Genomic DNA, 22667 nt, shown 5'->3' with positions numbered 1-22667 from the left:
TTACACGTCCATCCTAGATGAACACGTCGTCCTTACGTTTTTCGCGAGCAAGCTCGCTCCTACAGAAAAGTCTGTAACCGCCGATAACCTTTGAATAAGTCCAAGCCTTGTTCCAGGGGAGTTCGCAGCATGTATCGTTGGTTAGCCGAGAAACTGGGGAATGTGGGTGTCAATCGCAAGCTGGGCGTAGGCTTTGGCTTAGTGTTGATCCTGACGTTGTTGATTACCTTCACCGGCTGGACCGGCCTGGGCGATGTGATCAGTCGCGGTGACAAGCTGGGCTATATCTCCAGCCTCAACGGCCTGACCAAGGACTTGCGCCTGGCGCGCCTGGACTTCGAAATGCGGCGCGGCGAACAAGGCACCGACGCGGTCAACAACCTGATCACCAAACTGGACAGTGGCCTGAAAACCGCCGCCGACCTGATCGAGCAACCCGACGACAAGGCCTTGGTCGAACAGCAACAAGACGCCTTGAACCAATACAAAAAGGCCTTTGCCGCCATGGTCCAGGCCGGCCTGAAGCGTGAAGGTGCCCGCAGCAAACTGGGCGACACCGCCGACAACGCCGTGGCAAAGGTCAGCGAGGTCGAAAAAAGCCTGCTGCAAGGCGACAGCGTCACCCAATTCAACAGCGTGGTCGACCTGAGCAAACTGATTCAGCAAGCGCGCTTCCAGGTGCGTGGCTACACCTACAGCGCCAAGGTCGAGGCTGAACAGCCGGCCCTCGATGCCATTGAAAACGCCATCAAGAAGATCACCGAACTGGAAGGCCAACTGCCCGCGCAGTACCAGGCCAACCTGCAGCAGGCCAGCACCTCGCTGCAGGCCTACCGCGCGGCCGTCAGCCAGTACCGTGACTCCCAGACCGCCGCCGCCGAAGCACTGAAGATCATGAGCGCTCAGGGCGACCTTCTCCAGGCCCACAGCGAAAAACTCACCACCTCGCAAACCGTGGTGCGCGACACCGACGCCGCGCAGGCCAAACAACTCTTGCTGCTGGCGACCGTGCTGGCGCTGATCTTCGGCCTGGTGGCCGCCTGGGCAATCACACGCCAGATCGTCATCCCGCTGAATCAGACCCTCAAGGTGGCCGAGCGCGTCGCCTCCGGCGACCTGAGCCACAACCTGACCTCCACGCGCCAGGACGAACTGGGCCAGCTGCAACGCGCCATGCAAAGCATGACCGTCGGCCTGCGCGAGCTGATCGGTGGTATCAGCGATGGCGTCACCCAGATCGCCAGCGCCGCCGAGCAACTGTCGGCCGTGACCGAGCAGACCAGTGCCGGGGTCAACAGCCAGAAGGTCGAGACCGACCAGGTCGCCACCGCCATGAACGAAATGGCCGCCACTGTGCAGGAAGTCGCGCGCAACGCCGAGGAAGCCTCTGAAGCCGCCGTGGCGGCTGACCAACAGGCCCGAGAAGGCGACAAGGTGGTCGGCGAAGCCATCGCCCAGATCGAACGCCTGGCCACCGAGGTGGGCCACTCCACGGTCGCCATGGGCGATCTGAAGCGCGAAAGCGACAAGATCGGCAGCGTGCTCGATGTGATCAAGTCCGTGGCCCAGCAAACCAACCTGCTGGCCCTCAACGCCGCGATTGAAGCCGCGCGCGCCGGTGAGGCCGGGCGTGGCTTCGCCGTGGTGGCGGACGAAGTGCGCAGCCTGGCCCAGCGCACGCAGAAGTCTACCGAAGAGATCGAAGAGCTGATCGTCGGCCTGCAAAGCGGCACGCAGCAAGTGGCGACCATCATGGACAACAGCCGCGGGCTGACTGACAGCAGCGTCGAACTGACCCGCCGTGCCGGCAGCGCCCTGGCGAGCATCACCCGGACAGTCTCGACCATCCAGGCGATGAACTCGCAGATCGCCACCGCCGCCGAGCAGCAAAGCGCCGTGGCTGAAGAGATCAACCGCAGCGTGCTGAACGTGCGCGATGTGTCGGAACAGACCTCTTCGGCCAGTGAAGAGACCGCCGCATCCAGTGCCGAGTTGGCCCGCCTGGGTATTTACCTGCAAACGCTGGTGGGGCGCTTTCGGATCTAACTCACACTTTATGAAACGTCCTACGTAGTTATCAGCCCAGCATTACGCCGAATCGAATTAGCGTTTCCTTAGTTGCGAAACGCTTCTTCAGATTCGGAGGTTCATCATGTTTTCTCGGCTGACCCGCTTGCTGGTCAATGCCAGCGTCCGTCTCAAGCTCGCCCTGGGTTTTGGACAGGTGCTGATACTCAGCTTCATCATTGCCATGACCGGCTGGCAAGCACTGAACACCGTGCTGTTCCGCTCAAGCAATCTGACGGCCTTGAACCAACTGGCGGTTGTTTCTGAGGCCCTGCGCGCGGACCGTATCGTTTATCGAACGCTTGCGGACACCGCAAGCCTGGGCAAAATGAAGCTGCAGATTGCACAAATCGATCAACACCTCAGCTACCTGGCGACCCACCTGAAAGATCCCGCTGACCTACAACACATCGTGCAAGCGCAGCGCTTGGTGACCCGCTTCAAAGCCGTCCTGGTGGAACTGCCACCGTTGCTCGAACAGCGCGAAAAAACCCGCCCCCCACTCCATTCGGCAGCACTGCAAGCCAGTGACACGCTCACACAGCTGGCCAGCGACTTGCCTGACCAGCAAGACGAGCAGGCGCTGGATGCCATTGAGAACCTGCGCCAGGCCATGGAGCGAGCCGAGGATCGTGCCCAGAGCCCCGCCTGGGCGGCCGAGTCACTGCAAGCCTATGCCGAAGCTCTCGGCAAAGCACTCGACGCCCTGGACATCGCCCAGGCCGCCGTGACTAGCCTGCCAGTGAATTCCAGCCTGCTTAAAACCGATCTGGCGAACTATCGCATACAGTTGATAAAGCTCAAGGACGCTCAACTCACCACCGAAACTGCACAGAACCAGTTCGAACAGCAGCTCAACCAGTTGCTCGAACACAGCGATTCCGTCAGCCAAGGCCAGACACTCAAACGCGACACCGAAGCGGACCACACTCGGACGCTGCTCATCAGCGTCACGGTGGCTGCGTTGCTATTCGGCGCCCTGGCTGCCTGGTGGATCGCCCGGCAGATCGCGCTGCCGCTGCGCCAAGTGCTGACATCCGCCAACCGCATCGCCCAGGGCGATCTCAGTCACGACACCCAGGTGGAACGCCGCGATGAGTTGGGTCAACTGCAACAGGCCATGGGCGACATGACCAGCAACCTGCGCAGCCTGATCAGCGGCATTGGTGACAGCGCCCGGCAGATCGCCAGTGCCGCTACACAGCTGTCGGCGGTGACGGAGCAAACCCGTGCAGGCATCAACAACCAGAAGGACGAGACCGACCAAGTCGCCACCGCGATGAATGAAATGCTCGCCACCGCCCAGGAAGTTGCGCGACATGCCGAACAAGCCTCGGCGGCGGCCAATGAGGCCGATGAACAAGCCACTGCCGGGGACAAGGTTGTCGGGCAGGCCGTGGAGCAGATTGGCCATCTGGCCCACGAAATGGCGCGCGCCGGCCAGGCGATGATTGCCTTGCAACAGGAGAGCCAAAAGATCGGGGGGGTGCTGGACGTCATCAAGTCCGTGTCGCAGCAGACCAACCTGCTCGCCCTGAATGCCGCGATTGAAGCCGCGCGTGCTGGCTCGGCAGGCGAAGGCTTCGCCGTGGTCGCCGATGAAGTGCGCAGCCTGGCTTTACGCACGCAAGAATCCGCTGAAGAGATCGAGGGGCTGATACTCGGCTTGCACACCGGCACCCAGCAGGTGGCCGATATCATGGACGGCAGCCGCGCGCTGACTGACTACAGCGTCGACCTGAGCCGCGACGCGGGCGATGCCTTGGCGGCGATTATCCGCACCGTCTCGATCATCCAGGAAATGAACCCGCAGATCGCCGCTGCCGCCGAGGAGCAAAGCGCGGTGGCGGAGGAGATCAATCGCAGTGTGCTGAAGGTGCGCGATGTATCCGAACAAACCGCCGCAGCCAGTGAGGAGACGGCGGCGGCGAGTGTTCAGTTGACCCGGTTGAGCCTGGATCTACAGGCGCTGGTGGGCAAATTCAGGCTATAGGACCTGACGCAGGAAGGCCTGGGCCCGCGGGTCTTTCGGCGCATCAAAGAATTCGGCCGGGGCGGCATCTTCCAGCAACTTGCCATGGTCGAAGAACAGCACCCGGTCGGCCACTTCACGGGCAAAGCCCATTTCGTGGGTGACACAAACCATGGTCATGCCTTCCAGGGCCAGGGTCTTCATCACGTCCAGCACTTCGCCGACCATTTCCGGGTCGAGTGCCGAAGTGGGCTCGTCGAACAGCATGACCTTGGGGTCCATCGCCAGGGCCCGGGCAATCGCGACGCGCTGCTGCTGCCCCCCGGACAAGCGTGATGGAAACTCGTTGGCCTTCTGCGCAATTCCGACCTTTTCCAGCAACGCCAGGGCCTTGGCCTCGCGTTCCTTCTTGCTGCGCTTGCGCACGACTTTTTGCGCCAGGCACAGGTTTTCCAGCACCGTCATGTGGGGGAACAGGTTGAAGTGCTGGAACACCATGCCGACTTCGCGGCGATAGGCGTTCACGTCGGTCTTCGGGTCAGCCAGTTGCAGGCCATCGATGCTCACCGAACCCGAGTCGAATTCTTCCAGGCCATTGAGGCAACGCAGGAAGGTGGACTTGCCGGAGCCGGAAGGGCCGATTACCACCAGCACTTCGCCTTTGGCCACCTGGGTGGTCACGTTGTCGACCGCACGGACCACATGGCCGCGGGTGTCGAAGACTTTTACCAGATCGCGGACTTCAATCACTTTGCGCGAGCCTCCGCTCAAGCCGGCTGGCCATTTTCGACAGCGGCAGGTTGATCAGCAGGTACAGGCCTGCGACGCAGAACAGGATTTCAAACGGCGAGAACGAGGTGGTGATCACTTCGCGGCCGCTTTTGAGCAGTTCGGTAATCGCAATCACCGAGACCAGCGAAGTGTCTTTCACCAGGCTGATAAATTGCCCGGCCAACGGCGGGAGCACGCGCTTGAACGCTTGCGGCAGTACCACATGGCGCATCGACTGGCTCGCGCTCAGACCCAAAGACCGCGCGGCTTCGTTCTGGCCACGGGTGATGGACTGCACGCCAGCACGCACGATTTCCGCCACGTAAGCGCCGGTGAACAGCGACAGCGCGGCGATCCCGGCAAATTCCCGGGACAGGTTGAGCACCGTGCCGATAAAGAAGTAGAAAATGAAGATCTGCACCAATAGCGGCGTGCCGCGCACCAGTTCGACGTAGATCGTCGACAGATCCCGCAAGGTCGGGTTGCTGGACAACCGGCACAAGCCGGTCGCCAAACCGATCGCCAGGCCCAGGATGCCCGACACCACCGACAGCCACAGCGTTGTCCACAACCCCCACATCAACGGGCCCAACGCCCAATGGCGGGTCACGCCGACCACGTCGCCTTCGGCCACATCGTCGCCACGCGCCACTTGCAAGCTGTTGTCGGCAACGGTCAGCTTTTGCTCGGCACCCGCGTCGTTGCGCAGGGTCACTTCGGCGACATCGCCTTTGCGTACCAACTCGACAACCGTGGAGATGTCAGCGGCGCGCTGGGACGTTTCAGCCTGGTAGGCGAAGTATTGCGGCACGCGGTTCCAGCGCCACTCGTAGGACATCAACGAGGTGGCGTAGTACAAGGCGCCAGCCAGGCCGACCAGCACGACCACGGTCAGCAGGTGCCAGGGCCATTGGGCTTTTTTCTGTTTCATTTCACTTTCCGCGATTTGTGTTGCCTGTGAGGCCGCCATCGCGGGCAAGCCCGCTCCCACATTTTGATTTGTGAACACCGTCAAAGGTGGGAGCTGGCTTGCCTGCGATACAGGCAACTCGGTCTAAAGCCTTACTCCATGTCCTTGAGCCACTCGGAGCTCTTGAACCACTTGTCATGGATGCGATCGTAGGTGCCGTCGTTGCGGATCTGGTGCAGGAAGTTGTTGATGAAGTTGATGCTGTCGTAGTCGCCTTTCTTCAGGCCGAACGCCAGGGGTTCGAAGGTGAAGGGTTCTTCGAGGTACACCAGCTTGCCGTTACCGACTTTCTTCTCGGCCACCACGTTGTACGGCGCGTCATACACAAAGGCATCGGCCTTGCCGTTGACCACGTCCAGCACGCCTTCCTGCTCGTTGTCGTAGCCGTGGTACTTGGCCTTGGAGATCAGCTTCTTGGCGACCATCTCACCGGTGGTGCCGAGCTTGGAGGTCAGGCGATATTTCTCGTCGTTCAGGTCTTTGTAGGACTTGATGGTGCCTTCCAGCTCCTTGCGGATCAGCAGGGTCTGGCCGACGACGATGAAGGGTTCGCTGAAGTTCAGGCGCAGGTTGCGTTCCTGGGTCAGGGTCATGCCGCTGCCGATCATGTCGAACTTGTTGGTCAGCAGGGCCGGGATGATGCCGTCGTAGCCGGTAGAGATCGGCTCGAACTTGACGCCCATGGACTTTGCCATGGCCTTGAGGATGTCCACTTCGAAACCGATGATTTCGCCGCGCTTGTTGGTCATCTGGAACGGCATGTAGGTCGGGTCCATGCCGACTTTCAGCGTGCCGCGCTTGACCGCATCATCGATGGCGCCGGCCTGGGCCGCATTGACCGCGACCAGCGCGGTGACGCCTAGCAGCAGCATCGAAAGATACTTTTTCATCATCAAGTCCCCTGAACGATTCTTATAAGGTCGGCGCGCAAACGGCTGCACCATTTCGGGGTGCGATCCTAACCCACTCGCCTGCTGTCACAAAGGTTTCACGGCTATTTGTTGTCGGCGTATGTCGGAAAAGCCCCACAACCGTGCAGCAGAGGGCAGACGTAGACGCGCGCGTTGAGGGCAGTGGCAACAGATTGATGTGTAAGCAGTTATGACTTTCAGTCGATTTCCGACAACCACTCGGTGTCCCTGAACCACTTATCGTGAAGACGATCGTAGGTCCCATCCTGGGCAATCTGGTTGAGGAAGTGATTGATCCAGTTAAGGCTGTCGAAATCGCCTTTTTTCAAACCAAACGCCAGAGGTTCAAATGTGAAAGGCTGCTCAAGCGCCAGTAGAGTGCCGTTCTCCGGGCGGCTCAAGGCGATCAGGTTGTAGGGCGCGTCATGAATAAAGGCATCGGCCTTGCCTTGTACCACTTGGCGTACCCCTTCCTCCGGTGTTGAGAAACTGCTGAGTCGGGCTGCTCCTAGAAACCGTCGCGCCGCCGCTTCGCCAGTAGTGCCTTGCGTGGCAGCGATCCGGTAGCTAGCGTCGTCCAGGTCTTCCACACTGCTGACCTTGCCCGCCAGGCTTGGGTGTAACAGCACGGACTGGCCGACCACGATGAACGAGTCGCTGAAGTTCAGCTTGAGGTTGCGCTCCTGGGTGACGGTCATGCCGCTGCCGATCAGGTCGAATTTCTTCGCCTGTAACCCCGCCACCAACTCGGTGTAGGGCACTGCGACCAACTCAAGTTCCACGCCCAGCGCTTGACTCATGACGTTGAGCAGGTCGATTTCAAAACCGACGATACGCCCCTGTTTGTCGGTCATTTCGAAGGGCACATAGGTGGGCGTGGTGCCGACTTTCAATACGCCGCGTCGAACGGCATCATCAACCGCGCCGGCCTGCGCCAGCCCCATGTGAATCAATGCGACAGCGCTTAGCAGCAGCGCCGAACAATAGCCTTTGCTCATGAATACCCCAGTGGCAAGTCCAAATCCGGGGCGATGCTAACTCAGTCACAGGCACGGCAATACGCCTCGAACAAGGGTCTTTTGTTTCGAAAAAACAAGGGCTTGGCGCAAGGGAGGAAGAAGGGGAAAACGCTGTAGGATTAGCGCTTGGAACGCCCCCGAGGAGAACCCTCGGGGGCGTCTGAATCAGGCCGTTTGGGCCTGGGACGACAGCGGTTGCAGCGGCAGCAACGGCGCGTGCGGATCAGCCTTGATCGAGTCACGCCAGGCGGCGAGCCACTCTGCATGGCCTTCGTTCCAGACGTGCTCATGCAGGCGCGCCAGGGCGACCGGGTCGCTCAACAGAGCCAGGCGTTCACCGTTGTTGAGGCCGGCCGGGCCGACTTTCAACGCGTGACGCACACGTTCGGTGCGCAGGTACTCGATCGGCTCCGCTTCACGGTGACGCGAAGTCGCCAAGGCGCAGGCCAGGGCGTTCTGCTGCGGGTCGACCACCGAGCGCACGAAGCCATCGTTCAGCGCGTGCCAACGGTTTTCGTGGGTGTACAACTCGGTCGACAGCAAGGCCTGCGGCGGATTGTATTCCTCGGGGATCAGGAACAGGCTCTCGTCGCGGGACTTGAGGCCCAGTCCGACACGGCTGGAGATCACCGACACCGGGATCGACAGCATCAGCGACCCCACGATCGGTACCAACCACCACAGGAAGCTCGGGTTCAACCACACCACCAGCAGGGCCCACAGGAAGCCCAGCACGGTTTGCGGACCGTGGCGCTTGACCGCTTCGCTCCATGGGGTGGAGTCGTCGTCACGCTGCGGTGAGTTCCAGGTCGCGGCCCAGCCGAGGAACGCGGCGAGCACGAAGCGGGTGTGGAAGATCATCCGCACCGGCGCCAGCAGCATGGAGAACAGCATCTCCAGCAGCATCGACAAGGTCACCTTGAACTTGCCGCCGAACTCTTTCGCGCCCTTGGCCCAGATCAGGATGATGCTCAGCAGTTTCGGCAGGAACAGCAGCACGATGGTGGTGGAGAACAGCGCCACCGCCTTGTCCGGATGCCATTGCGGCCACAGCGGGTACAACTGGCGTGGTGCCATGAAGTACTGCGGCTCCATCAGCGTGTTCACCGCCAGCAACGCCGTGGACAACACCAGGAACAGGAACCACAACGGCGCCGACAGGTAGGACATCACGCCGGTCAGGAACACCGCACGGTGCACCGGGTGCATGCCCTTCACCAGGAACAGGCGGAAGTTCATCAGGTTGCCGTGGCACCAGCGACGGTCACGCTTGAGTTCGTCCAGCAGGTTCGGCGGTAGCTCTTCGTAGCTGCCCGGCAAGTCGTAGGCAATCCACACGCCCCAGCCGGCACGGCGCATCAGCGCCGCTTCAACGAAGTCGTGGGACAGGATGGAACCGGCGAACGCGCCTTTGCCCGGCAACGGCGCCAGGGCGCAGTGCTCGATGAACGGCTTCATGCGGATGATTGCGTTGTGACCCCAGTAGTGGGATTCACCCAGCTGCCAGAAGTGCAGGCCGGCGGTGAACAGCGGGCCGTACACGCGGGTAGCGAACTGCTGCATGCGCGCATACAGGGTGTCCATGCCCGACGCACGCGGCGCGGTCTGGATAATCCCGGCATCCGGCGTGGCTTCCATCAGGCGTACCAGGCTGGTCAGGCATTCGCCACTCATCACGCTGTCGGCGTCGAGCACGACCATGTACTTGTAGTCACCGCCCCAGCGACGGCAGAAGTCGTCGAGGTTGCCGCTCTTGCGCTTTACGCGACGGCGGCGACGGCGATAGAAGATCTTGCCGAAGCCACCGGCTTCGCGGCACACGTCAAGCCAGGCTTGCTGTTCGGCGATGCAGATGTCGGCGTCATTACTGTCGCTGAGCACGAAAAAATCGAAACGGTCCAAGTCACCGGTGGCGGCGACCGACTCGAAGGTGGCACGCAAACCGGCGAATACCCGAGGCACGTCTTCGTTGCAGATCGGCATCACCAGCGCGGTACGGGCGTCTTTCGGAATCGGCTCGTCACCGGCACTTTTACCGGAGATCCGGTATTTATCGTGACCGGTGAGCAACTCCAGAAAGCCCATCAACGCGGTCCAGAAGCCGGCCGACACCCAGCAGAACAGGATCCCGAACATGATCAGGATGCTGGTTTGCAGGGCGTAAGGCAGTACCTGGGTAGCGGTTTGCAGCAGGGTCTGGTTGCGGATTTCGTCGAAGTCGACCAGCGACCAACCCTGGTACGGCATGATGCCTTTCATGTACCAACCGGCAACGATGGTCTGGCCGAGCATCAGCACCAGCAGGATATAACGACGGATCGAACCGACGGTACGCCAGCGCGCGGCCGGCAATACACGCTCATCCTTCGGCGGCGCCGGAGGATTGCTGCGCCCGGTGATACGGCGCCAGCCGCGCACCAGGATATTCGTGCGCCACGGCTCCGGCACCACGCGGGTACGACGGATCGGCGGCGTGGCCTTCAGGCACACGCGACCGGCGGCGTCGACCGCCAGCATTTCGGCGTCTTGCAGCTCTTCGGCCGTGTTGAGGGTCAACCGCGTGCCAACCGACGCCTGGGCGGCATCGACCGGTGCGTCGAAGGTGGACGACGACAAGCGTTCGTGCAACTCGGTGAAGGATGTGCAGCCCGCCAGTTCGGCGCGCTGCTCAGCGGTCATCGGTAGATGCGCCAGATACTCCTGCAGAGTTTCTGGCTGGACTTGAGAATTACTCATCGGCAGGCAACTGATAGCTCCAGGTTTCGGTCAGGACTTGCTCGGTCTTGATCGGCTCCGGTGTGGCTGGGGCAGCTTCTGGCTGCTTGGCTTCCTTGTCTTTCGCATCTTTCTTGGCCTGTTTCTCGTGCTGCTTGGCCAGGACCTTGTCAGCCTTGAGCACGTGGCTCGAGTCCTGCTCAGGAGCGGGTGGCGGAACGTCCTGCACCAGCGCGGCGCGCATTTCGGTCGGTTTGCCTGCGTCCTTGATCTTCATGCGCAGGGTCAGGCGCCAGCCTTTGGTGTGTTCGTTGTAACGCACACTGTTTTCAACCAGTTCGGCGTTGTCGCTGACACTCACTTGGCTGCGCACCGGGGCATCCGATGGCAGGGCCTTGAGGGATGGGCCCTCGAAGTCCACCAGGTAGGCCACGCTACCGTCAGGCTGGCGGATCAGGTTGGATTGCTTCACGTCACCGGTAGAACGCAGGGTTTGCTTGACCCACGCGCTGTCGCTCGGGTGCAGGGACTTCTCGTCCATGGTCCAGTGCAGGCGGTAGGAAACGTCCAGTGGCTTGCCGACTTCAGGCAGCTCGGCCGGGCTCCAGAACGCAACGATGTTGTCGTTGGTTTCGTCGGCGGTCGGGATTTCCACCAGGTTGACGGTGCCTTTGCCCCAGTCGCCCTCAGGCTCGATCCAGGCGCTTGGGCGCTTGTCGTAGTTGTCGTCAAGGTCTTCGTAGTGACTGAAGTCGCGACCGCGTTGCAGCAGGCCGAAACCTTTCGGGTTCTCGACGGTGAAGTTGCTGACCGACAGGTGTTTCGGGTTGTTCAGTGGGCGCCAGATCCACTCGCCGTTGCCGGCATGGATCGACAGACCGCTGGAGTCGTGCAGTTCACGACGGTAGTTCAGCACTTTGGACGGTTGGTTCGCGCCGAACAGGTACATGCTGGTCAACGGGGCAACGCCCAGTTTGCTGACCTTGTCGCGCAGGAACATCTGGGATTTCACGTCGACAATGGTGTCGGTGCCCGGACGCAGGATCAGGCGATACGCGCCGGTAGCCCGTGGGGAGTCCAGCAGGGCAAAGATCACCAGTTGTTTCTCACCCGGCTTTGGACGCTCGATCCAGAACTCGGTGAACCGCGGGAATTCTTCGCCGGACGGCAACGCGGTGTCGATCGCCATGCCACGGGCAGACAGGCCATACGCCTGGCCCTTGCCAACCACGCGGAAGTAGCTCGCGCCCAGCATGGTCATGATTTCGTCTTGCTTGTCGGCCTTGTTGATCGGGTAAAGCACACGGAAGCCGGCATAACCCAGCTGTTCGGTAGCTTTGGGATCAAACTTCACGTCGCCGAAATCGAAGCGCGTCGGGTCGTACTTGATTTCCTGGACGCTGTCGGCGGTGACTTCGTTGATTTTCACCGGTGTATCGAAGTGCATACCCTGGTGATAGAAGGACAGCTTGAACGGGGTGTTCTGATCGGCCCACTCGGCTTTTTCGTTGCGGAAACGAATCTTCTGGTAGTCCGCGAACTTCATTTCACGGAATTCGTTCGGCAGATTGCTGCGCGGAGCTTCGTATTTCTGCCCGGCCAGCTCTTTTGCCTTGGCCGACACATCATCCAGACTGAATGCCCACAGTTGACCCGCGCCGAACAGGCAAAACAGGGCGGAGCCCGTCACCAGTGCGTTTCGTAACCGTTTGGCAGACAATTTTGGTGCATTACAGGGACTAACAATCACGAGCAACCCTCGCCGAAAACAGATCAAAAAACCAACGGCCAGCTATCTATATGCCAGGTTGGCGAGCATTGTTCCGACTCCCCTGGGGCAAAATGATTCCCCATTGGTTGTCGGACAAGTCTCTACCTAAGTCAAAAATGGACCAAACAACGCTGATCCCCGTAGCGCGCGATTATCTAGTAGCCCGCGAAACAACGCATCAGGGATAACGAAGTATTTGTAGCGAAACCCTGCGTTTTTAGGCATTAAAAGTCGTTTTTAATACATTCACGTCTGCAAGAGGAAGGTCACAGGGCCATCATTGACCAAATGCACCTGCATATCGGCGCCAAAACGCCCTGACGCCACCTTGCCATGCAATTGTTGCGCTTGTAACAGCAAGTGATCAAAAAGCGCTGCTCCCAGGGCCGGCGGAGCCGCTGTTGAGAAGCTCGGCCGCAGCCCGCTCTTGGTATCGGCCGCCAGGGTAAACTGCGACACCAGCAGCAAACCGCCGTCGATATCCTTCAACGACAGGTTCATCTTGCCTTCATCGTCGCTGAACACCCGATAGTTCAACAGCTTGTGTAACAGCTTATCGGCACTCTCCGGCGTATCCGCAGGCTCGACGGCCACCAGCACCAGCAAACCCTGGTCGATGGCGCCGACGATTTCGCCCGCCACCTCGACCTGGGCGCCGCGCACCCGTTGCAGCAGGCCCTTCATGCTTCTTCGGGCGGCAGGTCGAGCAAGCGACGTGCCATCTGGCTGGTCGCCCGCACCAAGGCATCGGTGATGCCGGGCTCGGACGCGGCATGGCCGGCCTCGCGAATCACCTGCAACTCACTGTTGGGCCACGCCTGGTGCAACTCCCAAGCGTTATCCAAAGGGCAAATCATATCGTAGCGCCCGTGGATGATTACGCCAGGCAGATGGGCGATCTTGTGCATATCGCGGATCAGCTGGTTGGGCTCCAGGAAAGAGTTGTTGGTGAAGTAGTGGCACTCGATCCGCGCGATGGACAGGGCGCGTTGCGGCTCGGAAAACCGCTCCACATGCTGCGGGCTCGGGCACAGGCCGAGCATGCGCCCTTCCCAGCCGGACCAGGCCTTGGCCGCATGCATCTGGGCGATCTGATCATTGCCGGTGAGGCGCTTGTGGTAGGCCGCGATCATGTCGTGGCGCTCTTCTGGCGGGATCGGCGCGAGGTAGTCCTGCCAGTAATCCGGGAACAGGCGGCTCGCCCCTTCCTGATAGAACCAGTGAATGTCCTGCGGGCGTGCCAGGAAAATGCCGCGAACGATCAGGCCGTGTACACGCTCCGGGTGGGTTTGCGCGTAGGCCAGGGCCAGGGTCGAGCCCCAGGAGCCGCCGAACAGCACCCATTTGTCGATGCCCAGATGCTCGCGGATGCGCTCAAGGTCGGCGACCAGGTCCCAGGTGGTGTTGTTCTCCAGGCTGGCGCGCGGGGTAGAGCGGCCGCAGCCACGCTGGTCGAAGGTGACGATGCGGTACAGGTTCGGGTCGAAATAGCAGCGGCTCTGGGCATCACAACCGGCACCAGGGCCACCATGGATGAAGACAACGGGCAAACCTTCGGGGGAGCCACTTTCGTCGACGTACAGTGTGTGGGTGTCATCGACAGCCAGATCGTGCCGGGCGTGGGGTTTGATCTGCGGGAACCAAGTCTGCATTGCGCGCTCCGTAAGGGGTCGGGTTCATCCCTGGGGGGACGTCTTTTATTTTGCCGTCTGGCACTATAAACCCGAATTGTGCAATGAGCATGTCCTAGAGCACTTAGACCTGTGTCAGCGCTTCGCTCCCCAGGTAGTCCAGCAAGTACTCGTAGAGCCGATCCACTTCCGGCACCTGCCGCCGCGCCCGCAGGCAGCCGTGCACCAGGCCTTTGCCGGGATACAGCACGGTGGCTACGCCCGCCGCTTGCAGGCGTTCAGCGTAAAGCATGCCGTCGTCGCGCAACGGGTCGAACTGGGCCACGGCGATGAAGGCCTTGGGCAAACCGCTGAAGTCTGCGGCCAGCAGCGGCATGGCGTAGGGCGACGGTTTGCCGCTGCCCTGCAGGTACAGCGCCAGGTAGCAGTCGGTGTCGGCGCTGCTGAGCAGGGGCGCGTCCATGCAGTCACCCCGCGATGGCAAGTCGGAGGGGCCGCCCAACCCCGGATAAATCAAGACCTGGGCTCGCGGCAACGGTTGCCCGTCGTCACGCAACCCCGTACACAATGCTGCCGCCAGGTTGCCGCCCGCACTGTCGCCCATGACCACCAAACGCTGCACGTCGATGGCATGCGGCACCTGCCCTGTCAGGATTGCTTGCCACACGGTACGACAATCCTCGTAGGCGGCCGGGAACGGGTGTTCAGGCGCCAGCCGATAATCGATGGCGATCACCAAGACTTGCAAGACCGTGGCCAGTTCGAAGCAGATGAAATCGTGGGAATCCAGGTCGCCGACCACCCAGCCGCCGCCGTGCATATAAAGGAGGCATGGCCAACCGTCAGGAGGCATCGGCGCGGCCGGCAGATAACTGCGCACGCCTACGCCGGCCAAGGCGAAGTCCTCGACCTGCAAGTTTTCTGGTTTCGGCGGGGTGAATGCCCGGCACATGCGGTCATAGTTTCGGCGCAACCCCGCCAGCGACGAGTCGTCGCTGGTGAAGGACTCCGTCTTCTCCACGAACGCTGCCAGCTCAGGCGAAATAGGGTATCGACTCATTTCAGGCTCGCCTGCACCGCCGCCGCCCCATCGCTGCCATCAAGCGCCTTGACCCCAGCCAGCCAGCGCTGCAAATCCTCGGGATGGTCACGCAACCATTGCTTGGCCACATCCTGCGGCGACTTTCGCTCCATGATCGGCACCATCAACTGGCTTTCCTGGGCGGCGGTGAAGGTGAGGTTCTCCAACAAGCGATTCGCGTTGGGGCAGCGTTCGGCAAAATCCGGCGCGGTGACGGTGGAGACGGTGGCGCGGCCTTCGTCGGGGCCGAACACGTCTTCACTGCCGGTGAGGTAGGCCATCTTCATATTGATGTTCATCGGGTGCGGGGTCCAACCGACGAACACCACAAACTCCTTGCGATTCACCGCCCGCTGCACCGCCGCCAGCATCCCCGCTTCACCGGAGGCCACCAGCTTGAAGCCGCCAAGGCCGAAGCGGTTGGTGTCGATCATTTTCTGGATATCGGTGTTCGCGCCGCTGCCTGGCTCGATACCATAGATCTTGCCGCCCAGCTTGTCCTTGAAGCGGGCGATGTCGGCGAAAGTCTTCAAGCCCGCGTCGGCCACGTATTGCGGCACGGCCAGGGTGGCCTGGGCGTCGGCGAGGCTGGGCGTATCGAACACCTTGACCTGCTTGGCCGCCAGGAACGGCGCGATATTGTTGTCCATCGCCGGCTTCCAGTAACCGAGGAAAATATCCAGGCGCTTGTCGCGGATGCCAGCAAAGATGATCTGCTGCACGGCGCTGGTCTGTTTGCTGTCGTAGCCGAGGCCATTGAGCAACACGTCGGCCATGCCGGAAGTGGCGACCACGTCGGTCCAACTGACCACGCCCATGCGGATGTTCTTGCAGGAGGCCGGTTCGGCGGCCATGACGTTGGCGCTGAGCAACGCGGCGCCGGTGAGGGTCAACAACAGTTTTTTCATGGAAGAGGTCTCACTCGGCAGCTTTATTGTAGGAGTGGCGTCTGACGCGCCGTATCCACAACCTTACCCAGCGAGACCTCGATAAAAGCGACCTGTGGCGACCGGGTTTTGCACCCAGGCGACAGACGGTCAGCCGTAGCGCTTCTGCCCCCACGCCAACAAACCTTGCAACAATTGCTTCAACACCACCCTCGTCGGCTCGGCCAGATCCGGTCGATAACGGAACGGCTCGAACTCTTCCATATAGGCGCTCTGGCACAACTCCAGCTGCACCGCGTGGATATCCTGGGCCGGGTCACCGTAATGCCGGGTGATATGGCCACCCTTGAAACGCCCGTTCAGCACATGGCTGTACTGCGGGTGTGCCGCGCAAATGGCCTCCAGTTGGCTGGCCAACTCCGGATCACAGGCGGCGCCATTGAAAGTGCCGAGGTTGAAGTCCGGCAGCTTGCCTTCAAACAGGTGCGGGATTACCGAGCGGATCGAGTGCGCATCGAACAGCAAGGCGTAGCCGAACTCGGCCTTGAGCCGCGCCAGCTCTTCTTGAAGCGTGCGGTGATACGGGCCCCAGACCTTTTGCAAGTAGCTGGCGCGTTCGGTCTCGCTGGGTTCCAGGCCTTCCTGGAACAACGGCACGCCGTCGAACAACGTGGCCGGGTACAGGCCGGTGGTGGCGCCCGCGTACAGCGGCTTGTCGTCGGAGGGGCGGTTAAGGTCGATGACGAACCGCGAGTACTCGGCCGCCAAGGTGCTGGCACCCAGCTCTTCGGCAAAGTCATACAACGTGGGGATGTGCCAGTCGGTGTCCGGCAGGCTTTGCGCCTCGGGGATCAACCCCGCCTCGACCGCAGGCGTCAGGCGCAGACCGGCGTGGGGCATGCTGATCAGCAGCGGCACACGGCCTTGTTTGAAGTTCAGAACCTTATCCACGAACAGTACTCCTCAAACAGTGACATCGACGCCATGGCGTACGACGCGTTTATCCAGCTCGCCGCCCAGCCAATAGGCCAGGTCGGCAGGACGATCAATCTGCCAGGCGACGAAGTCCGCAACCTTGCCCACTTCCAGGGAGCCGTGGCTGTCGCCCATGCCCAGTGCGGTCGCCGCATGTTGAGTGGCGCCCGCCAAAGCCTCTTCCGGGGTCATGCGGAACAGCGTGCAAGCCATGTTCAGCATCAGGCGCACCGACAGCGCCGGCGAGGTGCCGGGGTTGAGGTCGCTGGCGATGGCGATCTTCACGCGATGCTTGCGCAGGGCGTCCATCGGCGGCAACTGGGTTTCGCGCAGGAAGTAGAACGCGCCCGGCAGCAGCACCGCGACGGTACCGGAGGCGGCCATGGCGATGGCGTCTTCTTCGGTCATGAACTCCAGGTGGTCCGCCGACAGCGCCTGGTAACGCGCCGCCAGGCTGGAGCCGTGCAGCGACGAGAGTTGCTCGGCATGCAGCTTCACCGGCAGGCCGAGTTGCTGGGCAACTTTGAACACGCGCTCCACCTGTTCGGTGGAAAACGCCAGGTATTCGCAGAAGGCATCCACCGCGTCCACCAGCCCTTCCGCCGCCAAGGCCGGCAGCATTTCGGCGCAGATGTGCTCGATGTAGTCGTCGGCGCGGTCCTTGTATTCCGGCGGCAACGCGTGGGCCGCCAGGCACGTGGCGCGCACGCTGACCGGCAGTGCTTCGCCGAGGCGACGGGCGACGCGCAGCATCTTGCGTTCGTTGGCCAAGTCCAGGCCGTAGCCGGACTTGATCTCCACGGTGGTCACGCCATCACGTAGCAGACTGCGCAGGCGTTTTTCAGCGCTGGCAAACAGTTCATCTTCCGTCGCCGCACGGGTGGCACGCACAGTGCTGGCAATACCGCCGCCCTTGGCCGCGATCTCGGCGTAGCTCACGCCTTCGAGGCGCTGCTCGAATTCGCCGCTGCGGTTGCCGCCGAACACCGTGTGGGTGTGGCAGTCGATCAGCCCGGGGGTGACCCACGCGCCTTGCAGGTCATGCACCTGGGCGTAATCTGCCGTGGGTGCCTGGCTGCGGGGGCCGATCCACTCGATGAGCGAACCGACGGTCACCATGGCGGCATCCTCGATGATCGAGTATTTGCCCTGTGCCATGGTTGCGACGTGGCAGTGTTGCCAAAGCGTTTTCATCAACGCCTCCCTAGATTAACGATGAGACAAAGCCGGGTCGTAATGGACCTTGGCCGCTTGCCCGGCAGCGGGCTTGACCCACAGCAGGTAAGCCACCACCAGCAGAACGATCCACACAGCACCGACCAGCAAAGCGGCCTGGGTGTCCGGGAAGTAACCCAGCACGCCAAACACGAACAGCATGAACACAATGGCGGCCGCCGGCGCGTAGGGCCAGAACGGCACGGGGAATTTCAGTTCGGCCACCTGCTCTTTAGTCATAGAACGACGCATGGCGACCTGGGTGAACAGGATCATCAGCCACACCCACACGGTGGCGAAGGTGGCAATCGAGGCGATCAACAGGAACACGTTTTCCGGGATCAGGTAGTTGAGCACTACGCCGCCGAGCAGCGCTGCGCCCATCACCACCACAGTCATCCACGGCACGCCGTGTTTGGACAATTGCGCAAAGCCTTTAGGCGCCTGCCCTTGCTGGGCCAGGCCGTACATCATGCGGCCGGCGCCGAAGATGTCACTGTTGATCGCCGAAACGGCCGCCGAGATCACCACGATATTGAGAATGGTCGCCGCCGAGCCGATGCCCAAGTTGCTGAAGATCTGCACGAACGGGCTGCCCTGGCTGCCGATCTGCGGCCACGGATAGATGGCCATCAGCACAAACAGGGTTAGCACGTAGAACAACAGGATGCGCAGCGGCACCGCGTTGATCGCCTTGGGGATCACGCGTTGGGGGTCCTTGGCTTCACCGGCGGTGATGCCGATGATTTCGATGCCGCCAAAGGCAAACATCACCACCGCGAACGAGGCGATCAGGCCGCCGATGCCATTAGGCATGAAGCCGCCGTGGGCCCACAGGTTGCTGAGCCCACTGGCCTGGGTTTCACCGGCAGAATGAATACCGAACAACATGATGCCAAACCCGCCGAGGATCATCGCCACGATGGCGCCGACCTTGAGCAGCGACAGCCAGAACTCCATTTCGCCAAACACTTTGACGTTGCACAGGTTCAGGCCGCCGATCAAAAACACAATGCCGAGCACCCAGACCCAACGTGCGACTTCGGGAAACCAGAAGCCCATGTAGATGCCGAAGGCGGTCACGTCGGCCAGGCAGACGATGATCATTTCAAACGCGTAGGTCCACCCGAGGACAAACCCGGCCATAGGGCCAAGGTAAGTGCTGGCGTACTGGCCGAAGGAGCCGGAAACCAGATTGTGCACGGCCATTTCGCCGAGGGCGCGCATCACCATGAACACGGCGGCGCCGCCGATCAGGTAAGCCAGCAGCACGGCGGGGCCGGCCATCTGGATGGCGGAGGCAGAGCCATAGAACAGCCCGGTGCCGATCGCGGAACCGAGTGCCATGAAGCGAATATGTCGGGCGCTGAGCCCGCGTTTCAAACCCTTTTCTTGCTGGTGCATTTCTCTTCCCTAATTATTCTTATCCTGAGAAAAACGGGATGCCTCTGTAGGAGCGAGCTTGCTCGCGAAGAACCTGAGAACGCCAAGGGGTGCAAGGCTACCCGCGTCATCGTTGGCGATTTTCGCGAGCAAGCTCGCTCCTACAGTGGAAGCGGTGTTGCGGTTACAGGCTTGGCAGCAGCTTGGCCGGCACCAGCTCATTCAGGCAGCGGCTGGCCAACAACTCGCTGGCGGCGTTGATGTCCGGTGCGAAGAATCGGTCCTTTTCATAGAACGCCACTTTGTCGCGCAGAATCCCGCGCGCTTTTTCCAGCGCAGGCGAGGTTTTCAGGCCTTCGCGCAGGTCCAGGCCCTGGCACGCGGCCAGCCATTCCACGGCGAGAACGCCACGGGTGTTCTCGGCCATTTCCCACAGGCGCTTGCCCGCAGCGGGGGCCATCGAAACGTGGTCTTCCTGGTTGGCCGAAGTCGGCAAGCTGTCGACGCTATGGGGATGGGCCAACGCCTTGTTTTCGCTGGCGAGCGCGGCGGCGGTCACCTGGGCGATCATGAAGCCGGAGTTCACACCGCCATTGCCCACCAGGAACGGCGGCAGTTGCGACATGTGCTTGTCCATCATCAGCGAGATACGGCGCTCGCTGAGCGAGCCGATTTCAGCGATGGCCAGCGCCATGTTGTCGGCGGCCATGGCCACTGGTTCGGCGTGGAAGTTGCCGCCGGAAATCACGTCGCCTTCGGCGGCAAAGACCAGCGGGTTATCCGACACGGCGTTGGCTTCTACCACCAGCACCTCGGCGGCCTGGCGGAACTGGGTCAGGCACGCGCCCATGACTTGTGGCTGGCAGCGCAGCGAGTATGGATCCTGCACCTTGTCGCAGTTCTGGTGCGACTGCGACACCTGGCTGCTTTCACCCAGCAGGTGACGATAGGCCGCCGCCGAATCGATCTGCCCACGCTGGCCGCGTGCGGCATGAATGCGTGCGTCGAACGGTGAGCGCGAACCCAGCACCGCTTCCACGGTGAGTGCGCCACACGCCAGGGCGCCGGCGAACAGGTCTTCGCCTTCGAACAGGCCACGCAGGGCGTACGCGGTGGACACTTGGGTGCCGTTGAGCAGCGCCAGGCCTTCTTTAGCGGCGAGGGTCAACGGCGTCAGGCCGGCGACTTTCAGCGCCTCGGTGGCTTCCAGCCATTCGCCCTTGTAGCGCGCCTTGCCTTCGCCCAGCAGCACCAGGGACATGTGCGCCAATGGCGCCAAGTCACCGGAAGCACCGACCGAACCTTTCAACGGGATATGCGGGTACACCTCGGCGTTGATCAGCGCGATCAGCGCGTCGATTACCTGGCGGCGGATTCCGGAGAACCCACGGCTGAGGCTGTTGACCTTGAGCACCATGACCAGCCGCACCAGCGCATCGCTGATCGGCTCACCGACGCCGGCGGCGTGGGACAGCACCAGGGAACGCTGGAGGTTTTCCAGGTCTTCGCTGGCGATGCGGGTCGAGGCCAGCAGGCCGAAACCAGTGTTGATGCCATAGGCGGTGCGGTTCTCGGCGAGAATCTGCTCCACGCAGGCAACACTGGCTTCGATCTGCGCCGTGGCGCTGTCATCCAGACTGAGGGTTACCGGCTGCTGGTAGATGGCTCGCAGTTGGGCAAGGCTCAGTTGGCCTGGAATCAGGTTTAGCGCAGTCACATTCATACTCCTTTTGAATTGTTCTTTTGAATAAGTCTTCAGTGCAAATTCGGTAAGTCGGTTTCTTTGAGCAGTTGGGCAGCGGCCGCAATGTCCGGCGCCAGCCAGCGGTCCTGCTCGTAGGCCGGGACCACTTCACGCAACAGGCGCCAGGCACGGTCAGTGCCGGCGCCAAAGCGTTGGTCCTTGAGGAACTCGAACGCCTGGGCCGCCAGCAAGTACTCGATAGCGAGGATCTGCGTCACGTTGGCCAACACCTGGTGCAGCTTGAGCGCGGCATTGGTGCCCATGCTCAGGTGGTCTTCCTGCAGGCCCGAGGTGACGAAGTTGTCGAGCACCGCCGGTTGCGCCAACTGGCGGTTTTGCCCACACAGCGAGGCGGCGACGTACTGCACGATCATCATCCCGGAGTTGACCCCAGGGTTGCTCACCAGGAACGCCGGCAAGCCGCTGACGTGCGGGTTGATCAGGCGGTCCAGGCGACGCTCGGCCACCGAGCCGATTTCGGCCATGGCAATCGCCAGCATGTCCGCCGCCAGAGCCACGGATTGTCCGTGGGGGTTGGCCTGGGACACCACGCGGTAATGGTCCGGCGTGCCGAGTACCAGCGGGTTGTCGGTGGCGCTGTTGAGTTCGGTCTCGATCTGACGCGTGGCGTGTTCCACCTGGTCGCGGGCCGCGCCGTGGATCTGCGGGATCGAACGGATACTCAGCGCGTCCTGGGTGCGGAGGCCTTTGCTGCTGGCGATCACTTCGCTGCCATCGAGCAAGGCACGCAGGTTGATGCCGACTTGCTGCATGCCTGGATGAGGTTTGAGGGCGATGATTTCCTCGTCAAACGCGTCGATCTGCCCGCGCTGTGCCTCGAAGCTCATGGCGCCGATCACGTCGGCCCATTGCAGCAAGTGATGGGCGTCAGCCAGGGCCAGGCAGCTCAGGCCGGTCATGCACGGCGTGCCGTTGACCAGGCACAGGCCGTCTTTGGCGCCGAGCACGACCGGATGCAAACCTTCCGCGCTTAACGCCTCTTGAGCCGGAACGATGCGGCCTCGGTAACTCACATTGCCCACGCCCAACAAGGCCACGCCCACATGAGCCATGTGGGTCAGGTAACCCACCGAGCCCTGGGACGGCACTTGCGGTGTGATGCCGTGGTTGAGCAGCGCCAGCAACGAATGCACCACCTGCGGATGCAAGCCAGATTTGCCGTGGCTGTAGTTGATGATCGCCGCGCAGATGATCGCGCGGGTCTGCTCGTCGCTCAGCGCCGGGCCGACGCCGCAGGCATGACTCAGTAAGGTGTTACGCGACAGCTGGCTGAGTTGTTCGCCCTTGAGCGACACATTGCACAGCGCGCCCAGGCCGGTGTTCACGCCATAGGCGCGCTCACCGCTGGTGACGATGCGTTGCACGATGGCCTGGGCATTGTCGATGCGCCCCCAGGCCTGGCCCGAGAGTTCAAGCACCGCGCCGTGGCGGGCCACGGCGACGACGTCCTGCCAGCGCAGCGGGGCGTCGGCAATGATGATTTTTGCTGCCTGGGACATCTTCATACCTTCTTCAATTCTTGTGCAGCCTTGCC

General features: G+C 61.7%; 17 protein-coding genes and 1 pseudogene. 3 read left to right on the top strand and 15 right to left on the bottom strand.

Annotation, left to right across the window (positions count from 1 at the left end):
* Window positions 1-129: 129 nt before the first annotated feature.
* The 3 genes and pseudogenes from HX793_RS31985 to HX793_RS07610 form a co-directional block, all read left to right on the top strand.
* Window positions 130-1188 (top strand): annotated as a pseudogene (locus tag HX793_RS31985) (methyl-accepting chemotaxis protein); the annotation flags it as partial.
* The gene (locus HX793_RS31980; protein WP_438810835.1) at window positions 1174-2046 is read left to right on the top strand and encodes a methyl-accepting chemotaxis protein; all 873 of its coding nucleotides are present in this window, start codon (window positions 1174-1176) and stop codon (window positions 2044-2046) included. The pseudogene HX793_RS31985 and the gene HX793_RS31980, both read left to right, overlap by 15 nt.
* A 106-nt stretch (window positions 2047-2152) precedes the next feature.
* Window positions 2153-4060 (top strand): methyl-accepting chemotaxis protein, encoded by a 1908-nt coding sequence (locus HX793_RS07610; protein WP_177094596.1) that lies wholly within the window; start codon window positions 2153-2155, stop codon window positions 4058-4060.
* Here HX793_RS07610 and HX793_RS07605 read toward each other — a convergent pair.
* The 15 genes from HX793_RS07605 to hutH (HX793_RS07535) form a co-directional block, all read right to left on the bottom strand.
* Window positions 4055-4789, bottom strand: a complete 735-nt coding sequence (locus HX793_RS07605; RefSeq protein WP_016979161.1) for an amino acid ABC transporter ATP-binding protein — start codon at window positions 4787-4789, stop codon at window positions 4055-4057. The two genes, HX793_RS07610 and HX793_RS07605, sit on opposite strands and share 6 nt — an antisense overlap.
* The gene (locus tag HX793_RS07600; protein WP_028615398.1) at window positions 4782-5741 is read right to left on the bottom strand and encodes an amino acid ABC transporter permease; all 960 of its coding nucleotides are present in this window, start codon (window positions 5739-5741) and stop codon (window positions 4782-4784) included. Before HX793_RS07600 ends, HX793_RS07605 begins: the two co-directional genes overlap by 8 nt.
* Before the next feature lie 131 nt (window positions 5742-5872).
* Complete coding sequence (locus HX793_RS07595; protein WP_025999974.1) at window positions 5873-6670, bottom strand: transporter substrate-binding domain-containing protein; 798 nt, start codon at window positions 6668-6670, stop codon at window positions 5873-5875.
* Between the two features lie 218 nt (window positions 6671-6888).
* A complete protein-coding gene (locus HX793_RS07590) occupies window positions 6889-7689 on the bottom strand; it encodes a transporter substrate-binding domain-containing protein (protein WP_177051682.1) in 801 nt (266 codons plus the stop codon).
* A 186-nt stretch (window positions 7690-7875) separates the two neighbouring features.
* A complete protein-coding gene (mdoH, locus tag HX793_RS07585) occupies window positions 7876-10446 on the bottom strand; it encodes a glucans biosynthesis glucosyltransferase MdoH (protein ID WP_177051684.1) in 2571 nt (856 codons plus the stop codon).
* A complete protein-coding gene (locus tag HX793_RS07580) occupies window positions 10439-12175 on the bottom strand; it encodes a glucan biosynthesis protein G (RefSeq protein ID WP_028615395.1) in 1737 nt (578 codons plus the stop codon). Before HX793_RS07580 ends, mdoH begins: the two co-directional genes overlap by 8 nt.
* 267 nt (window positions 12176-12442) lie before the next feature.
* Window positions 12443-12880, bottom strand: coding sequence for a D-aminoacyl-tRNA deacylase (gene dtd / locus HX793_RS07575; protein WP_177094586.1), 438 nt, complete (start codon window positions 12878-12880; stop codon window positions 12443-12445).
* On the bottom strand, window positions 12877-13848 hold the full coding sequence (gene pip / locus HX793_RS07570) for a prolyl aminopeptidase (protein WP_177051685.1): 972 nt from the start codon (window positions 13846-13848) through the stop codon (window positions 12877-12879). The genes dtd and pip overlap by 4 nt, the downstream gene beginning before the upstream one ends.
* Window positions 13849-13951: 103 nt before the next feature.
* Window positions 13952-14887 (bottom strand): alpha/beta hydrolase, encoded by a 936-nt coding sequence (locus tag HX793_RS07565; protein WP_177094584.1) that lies wholly within the window; start codon window positions 14885-14887, stop codon window positions 13952-13954.
* Complete coding sequence (locus tag HX793_RS07560; protein WP_016979152.1) at window positions 14884-15816, bottom strand: choline ABC transporter substrate-binding protein; 933 nt, start codon at window positions 15814-15816, stop codon at window positions 14884-14886. The genes HX793_RS07565 and HX793_RS07560 overlap by 4 nt, the downstream gene beginning before the upstream one ends.
* Window positions 15817-15945: 129 nt before the next feature.
* On the bottom strand, window positions 15946-16746 hold the full coding sequence (gene hutG / locus HX793_RS07555; protein WP_177051687.1) for an N-formylglutamate deformylase: 801 nt from the start codon (window positions 16744-16746) through the stop codon (window positions 15946-15948).
* A gap of 12 nt (window positions 16747-16758) precedes the next feature.
* Entirely contained in the window at window positions 16759-17964 is a 1206-nt protein-coding gene (hutI, locus tag HX793_RS07550; RefSeq protein ID WP_177051688.1) for an imidazolonepropionase, read from the bottom strand.
* A 15-nt stretch (window positions 17965-17979) separates the two neighbouring features.
* Window positions 17980-19389 carry an amino acid permease gene (locus tag HX793_RS07545; RefSeq protein ID WP_177094581.1) on the bottom strand — a complete coding sequence of 470 codons (1410 nt, stop codon included), beginning with the start codon at window positions 19387-19389 and terminating at the stop codon, window positions 17980-17982.
* 163 nt (window positions 19390-19552) lie between these two features.
* Complete coding sequence (hutH, locus tag HX793_RS07540) at window positions 19553-21091, bottom strand: histidine ammonia-lyase (RefSeq protein WP_016979148.1); 1539 nt, start codon at window positions 21089-21091, stop codon at window positions 19553-19555.
* A 32-nt stretch (window positions 21092-21123) separates the two neighbouring features.
* Window positions 21124-22632 (bottom strand): histidine ammonia-lyase, encoded by a 1509-nt coding sequence (gene hutH, locus HX793_RS07535; protein ID WP_177061770.1) that lies wholly within the window; start codon window positions 22630-22632, stop codon window positions 21124-21126.
* Window positions 22633-22667: the final 35 nt, after the last annotated feature.

The organism is Pseudomonas reactans (assembly GCF_013387025.1).
In the GTDB taxonomy this organism is placed as follows: domain Bacteria; phylum Pseudomonadota; class Gammaproteobacteria; order Pseudomonadales; family Pseudomonadaceae; genus Aquipseudomonas; species Aquipseudomonas reactans.
This window is presented reverse-complemented; position numbering and strand designations above follow the sequence as displayed.